3 protein-coding genes are annotated in these 6,170 nt (G+C 53.8%); all 3 read right to left on the reverse strand.

Annotated elements, in window-relative coordinates:
• A partial coding sequence (locus ACESLU_RS10255) for a Gfo/Idh/MocA family oxidoreductase (RefSeq protein WP_372638559.1) occupies nucleotides 1-742 on the reverse strand: 742 nt, incomplete at its 3' end.
• A gap of 190 nt (nucleotides 743-932) precedes the next feature.
• A complete protein-coding gene (locus ACESLU_RS10260) occupies nucleotides 933-2,483 on the reverse strand; it encodes a RagB/SusD family nutrient uptake outer membrane protein (RefSeq protein ID WP_372638560.1) in 1,551 nt (516 codons plus the stop codon).
• A 25-nt stretch (nucleotides 2,484-2,508) separates the two neighbouring features.
• Nucleotides 2,509-5,571: a SusC/RagA family TonB-linked outer membrane protein gene (locus tag ACESLU_RS10265; protein ID WP_372638561.1), complete on the reverse strand. Its 3,063-nt coding sequence runs from the start codon at nucleotides 5,569-5,571 to the stop codon at nucleotides 2,509-2,511.
• Between the last annotated feature and the right edge of the window lie 599 nt (nucleotides 5,572-6,170).

The following is a 6,170-nucleotide window of genomic DNA, read 5'->3' on the forward strand; positions in this document are numbered from 1 at the left end:
CCCAGTTGCGCAACATGTATTCCATATCCGACCACTCCGGCTTGCGTTCCACCCACCAGAGGGCGCCGCCGTTGCGAATGATATTGGCACTGACCACTTCGCCGATGGCGCCTTCGGCCACGCGTCGCTGGGTTTCTATATAATCTTTCTGGTACCGGCGGACCGTACCGCTGACCATATTCAGGTTATTCTGTCTTGCTTTCTCTGCGGTTTCCACCATCATGTTCGCGCCGTGCGGGTCAACGGCCAGGGGTTTTTCCTGAAACACGTGCTTGCCCGCATCGATCGCGGCTTTGACGTGCATGGGACGGAAATGAGGGGGCGTGGCAAAGAGAACAATATCCACGCCGGAGTCGATCACTTGCTGGTAGGCGTCAAAGCCCACGTAGCAGTGCTCGTCGGACACTTCCACCCCCTTGGCTTTTCGCAGGTTGTCCCGGCACTTCTCCAGCTGATCCTCGAATACATCGCCCAGGGCCGTAATTTCGAGATTGGGCCCTGCATCCAGGAAGTTGGCGGCGGCCCCGGTCCCCCGGCCCCCGCATCCGACCAGCCCGGCCTTCAGCGGCTCGCCATCCGGGGCCTGATCTCTCAGGGATACATAGGATTCATCCAGATCCCGGACGGCGTTCGTTCCGGCACAGCTCGTCAAGGCTCCTGCGGCTCCGACCGCACCCAGCGTGCCCAGGGTGACGGTTGATAAAAAATCACGTCGGCTTTGTTGTTCGTTTTTGTCACTCATACTCATACCACTTTAGTTGTTAATGGATTATCGCATGGCGCGGAAGTCCCCCTTGTCTCCACGGGGAAAGAACTCGTTATCTTATCCCTTTCCCCGCGCAGACCAGCTCCGCCAAAAAACCGCGGAAGCATCCGCTCTCGAGAAGGGGTAAAGGTTCCTGCACCGCACCATACGTTACCATCCATTGCTATTAATAACCAGGATTATTCTGGCTGATTTCATCGTTGCTGTTCATCTCGTCCGTGGGAATAGGCCACAGCGTGTCCCTGTCCGGGTTAAACGAACGATTGAATCCTCTGTCGTGCAGGTACCACTCATCAGCCTGTTCGTCATAGAAATAGGCGCCCTGGGCCAGACCTTCTTTTCGATCGCCGATGCCCCAGCGGTTCATGTCGAACAGCCGCAGTCCTTCAAAGGCCAGTTCAACGCCGCGTTCTCTGCGGAGAATTTCCCTCAGCTCATCCTGGCTTTTGCCCCCGGTGATGGGCGGCATATCTACCGTGGGACGCTGACGCACCTCGTTAATGGCATCGTACACCGACTGGTCGATATCATTCTGTTCAATTTTGGCCTCAGCGTACATCAGCAATACATCGGCATACCGGATATGGATGAGGTTGATGGATCCGTTGGAGGGATTATCGCTGTCATTCTCGTAATCAATCCATTTTTTCAGGTTATAGCCGTGCTGAGTCGCCGCCTCGCTTCCCTGGACCCGATCCGGGGTGGGGCTGTCGGGACGGGAGTTATAGGTAGAATTCCCGATCGGCTGTCCGGTATAGTACACCGTGTGATCCCATCGCGGGTCGATATTTTCATAGGGATCGTCGGGGTTCTGTGGACCTTTGAACTCCATCAGCTCATACAGCCCGTGAAGCGGTTCCACCGTGGAGCTTCCCCCAATGGAAGCAGCCGAATAGCCGAATGCTCCGTACGTCTGCCCGTCCGGCGCATACTGCCGGTCAAAGATGACCTCCGAGGAATTTTGTCCCTCATACTGAAACAGTCCCTGGTAGTCCGGATACAACTCGTAAATACCCAGGTCCATCACGTCCTGTGCGGCCTCTTCAGCGACGCTCCACTGGCTGTTCCGCAGGGCAACCCTCGCTTTCAGAGCCAGGGCCGCTCCATGCGTAGCCCGGCCGATATTCTCCCCTTCATAGCTCAGGGGGAGGCGTTCGTTATCGATGATATTGTCCAGTTCTGAAATGATAAACTCGACAATCTGGCCTTTATCCGTACGTCCCACATGCTGGTTGATGTCGAGGGGTTCTTCTATGAGCGGCACATCACCCCAGAGGCTGGTGAGCTGCGTGTAGAAATAAGCCCGCAGAAACCGCGCTTCCGCTTCCAGACGGGACAGCACCTCCGGGTCGCCGACCTCAACCTGGCCAATGTTGTTGATCACATCGTTGGCCTTGCGTACGCCGACGTAGTACCGGTCCCATATAGCGCCTATGGCATCATTGGATGGTACAATATTACCCGCGCCCACATCGTGCAGGGTTCCCGGCCCCGACGGCGCCCGGTAACCGATATCGGTTACCCCGTCGAGCTGCTTGATCATGGTTTGATCGTCGAGTTCCCGGTACACCGCGTTAACGGCCGTTTCGGCATCTTTTTGCCGCTCCCAGTACACTTCTTCCGCCACGGTACCGGTGGGCAGAATATCCAGGCCGTCGTCGCATCCGACGATGAAAAAGACTCCTAAAAACAGACTTATAATAATACGATTCTTCATAATAAAATCCTCCATTACTAAATGTTTAAAACGTAACATTCATGCCTACGGTTAATTTTTTGGAATGCGGGAAGAACTGGCTTCTTCCTCTCGGCAACTCAGGATCAAACAGCTCCGTGGGCGTAAACGTCAGCAGGTTCGTTCCCGCCACGTAGATCCGGAGCGAATTAACCATTGACTGAGGAATTCTGTATCCAAGCTGCACATTTTTGAGCCTGGCGTATTTGGTATCTTGAAGCCAGAAATCCGACTCCTGCAGGTTCCAGGTGTTCCCCGCAGTCACTTTGGGCCAGGTCCCGTCGGGATTTCTCTCCGGGTGAAAGGTTTTCTCGGCCATCACCTCGGGAATGAAATTCTGCCAGTTGGGTCCCTCCATAAGCGCCCCGTCGAGCGTATGATGCTGTTTCAGGACACCCTGCCAGAACATAGAGAGGTCAAATCCTCGATAGGAGGCGTTGAAGTTCACCCCGAACTCGTAGCGGGGATCTTCATTGCCCATGATCACCTGGTCTCCCCCGTCAATGGCAAGCGATTGGGAAAGATTGCCGTCCCCGTTCAGATCTTCATAGATGATATCGCCTATGCCGGCGTTCGGATTGATCCGGGCAGGATGTTCATTCAAGTCCTCCTGGGACCGGTACAATCCGGGGGAGGTAAAGCCCCGAAGCGAGTTAATGGAATGACCCTCGGCCCAGACCGTAAACTTGTCGGGATAGAAGGGACCCTCGCCGCTGAGGCTTTCGATTTCATTAACGACATCAGAAAAGTTCACTCCTATGGAGTACTGGAGTCCGTCTTCCCGGGCTACACTATTGTAGTTCACCTGGAGCTCCCAGCCAATATTCGAGACCTCTGCGGCATTTTGGGTGGGGGGACTCACTCCAATGGTAGGGGGAATCGGCAGATCCAGCAGGATATCGTCTGTGTAATTCCAGAAGTACTCACCGATTATTTCAACCCGGTCGTCCATCAGTCCCACGTCCAGTCCGATGTTGGTCATGGTGGTAGTCTCCCAGGTAATAATCGGGTTCCCGGCATCCGTGACCGCCGCGCCGGGCACGACATTCTCATTGAACTGGTACGGCTGGTTCAGGTTATACGTATTCATAAACTGGAAGAGCCCGATTTCCTGGTTCCCCAGCTGTCCCCACGACCCCCTCAGGCGGAGGTTGCTGATCGGATCGACATTCTCCATAAACGATTCGCTGGATATTCTCCAGCCGGCCGAAAACGAAGGATACAATCCCCACCGGTGTCCCTCGCCAAACCGGGAAGAACCGTCATACCGTATATTGGCCTGCAGGGAATACCGGTCGTCGTAGGAATAGTTCGCCCGTCCGAAGAAGGATCGAAGCCGCCACTCATTGTCGTAACATCCCGCCGTAAACCGGCCCGGATCGTCGTACGACTGACACGTACGCTGGTTGCCGGCGTCCCCCGCGCTCAGTGATCGCAGCTCATTGTTAAAGAAGTTGGCCCGGGCAGCCGAAACCTGCTCCGTCCTGTTATAAATTTCCTCGTAGCCGGCAACCCCGCTCACATTGTGGGATCCGACCGATTGTTCGTAGTTCAGGTAGAGCCGCTGGCTCAGCTCCCGCTCCGAAAAACGACCTTCCTGGAGTGTATTGGTACCGAACCAGCCGCTGGCCGCCACCGGTTCGCCCGTCACATAGTTGATCATGCCGTTGCGGGATTCCCGGAACACGGTTTCATCGGTGCCGGTGATATTGGCCGTAAAATCCCCTTCCAGTGAAAACATCTCGTTAATCTGGTACTCCAGGCCCAGGGTCCCGACAATATCATTGCTGAGGCGGGTGGTCTCCCCCGAATTGGCCATGATAAAGGGGTTCCACTGGCCAAACAGCAGATCCCCGGTCGCTTCCTGCCCGTCCGGGTAGCTCATGACCGCGTTCCGGTTCATGTGGAGAATGCCCTGGGTAATACGCTGGGGCGTAAAACCGGGACCGGAAACATCCCTGCTCCGGTACAAAACATTGGCTTTGGCAGTCAGTTCATCCGTCAGGTACAGGTCGCTGTTGATGCGAATGCTCGCCCGCTCATTATTGAAACTCTGAATGACCCCTTCCGTATTGGTATAATTAACGTTGGCATAAATGCGCCCGATGTCGCTTCCCGCTGATACGGACAGCGAGTGATTGTGTTCGAGTGCATTTTCCTGGAATACGCCCTTCTCCCACTCGGCGAAAGGATATTCCAGCGGGTTGGTCCCGGCCAGTACATTATCCATATATTCCTGTGAATAAATGGGGGACCCGCCGGCATTGACCTGAGCTTCGTTTACCAGCATCATCCAGTCCTCTTTGGAAGCCCCTTCCGGGAATCCCAGCTCATTCTGTACCCCGACATAGGTATTGTACTGGATATTCATGCCCGAACCGGCTCCTCGCTTGGTTTCCACCAGTATAACCCCGTTGGCGGCGCGGGACCCGTAGATAGCAGCGGAAGCTGCGTCTTTGAGCACCGAAATTGACTCGATGGAGGAGGGTTCGAGCGTACTGAGCGATTGCTCAACCCCATCAACGAGGACCAGCGGATTGGCATTATTCAGAGTACCGGTGCCGCGGATACGTGTTACGGCATTTTCCTCGCCCGGCTGCCCCCCTTCATATTCGACTGTCAGGCCGGGGGAGATTCCCTGCAGGCCCAGCTCGGTATTGGTTAGCGGCTGCTCTTCCAGTTCACTGGCTGAGACCGAACTTACGGCACCCGTGACATCCGCCCGGCGCTGCGTTCCGAAACCAACCACCACGACTTCATCGAGGGCTGCGGTTGATTCCTGGAGTTCCACGTTAATAGTGCTCCTTCCCTCCACCGGGATTTCGGCACGCTGAAATCCTACAAAGGAAAAAACCAGCGTCGCGTCAGAGGGGACCGTTATTTCATAGTTCCCGTCTATGTCCGTGGTTGTTCCCGAGGTCGTCCCCTGAACGGTGATATTCACCCCCGGCAGCGACTCGCCGGAAGTGGCATCAACCACCTGCCCGGAAACATCAATGTTTTGTGCCTGCAGCCCCGCTACAGAAAAAAGGAACACAAAAGAAAACAAAGATAGTAGCCTTATCATCATATATTTCATCTTTTTACCCTTAGTTTTAGTTTAACATGTGATTTGCACCCTATCAGATTCCTGAATAGAGTAAATTTCTTCCCTGTTCACAACTTAAAAAAAGTTGAATTAAATACAAGCGTTTTTTTTTCTTTTTCTTTTCTATGTCTCATTTTTTTTTCAATTTATTGTTTTTATTCTTGTCGCGGTTATTTTTTAGAGGTAAACGGTTCCCTCATGTCGGCGCGTCCCCCGGTCCCTGCCGGCCGTGAGGCCACCCCTGTAGTGTTTTCGGTCGTGCCGGGTGTTCCCGGCGTGTTCATTACTGGTAAAAGAGTAATTTTAACAGGTAAACATAAAAATACATTCTTGCAGGTTCACCCAGAAGCGGTCATCACGGGCTGTTATCCAGGGAGAAGAGATCCCTGTGTTAGCGGGATTTTGTTCAAGATCAAAGCCAGAGGTGGATTGGAACGCATCATACCGCCTATTTTGGCAGATTTAAACCGATCGATAACGCCGGCACAGGATAAAAGAACCGGTTTTCAAGAGCCCTCCTATAGATAGGAAATATTATAGATAGATAGATAGATAGATAGATAGATAGATAGAAAATAGCC

This window comes from Fodinibius sp. (assembly GCF_041642155.1).
In the GTDB taxonomy this organism is placed as follows: Bacteria; Bacteroidota; Rhodothermia; order Balneolales; family Balneolaceae; genus Fodinibius.

What these genes read in the sequence shown, in the direction of transcription:
- ACESLU_RS10265 (WP_372638561.1), bottom strand. Translation starts at nt 5,571, where the DNA reads ATGATGATAAGGCTACTATCTTTGTTTTCTTTTGTGTTCCTTTTTTCT.
- ACESLU_RS10260 (WP_372638560.1), bottom strand. Translation starts at nt 2,483, where the DNA reads ATGAAGAATCGTATTATTATAAGTCTGTTTTTAGGAGTCTTTTTCATC.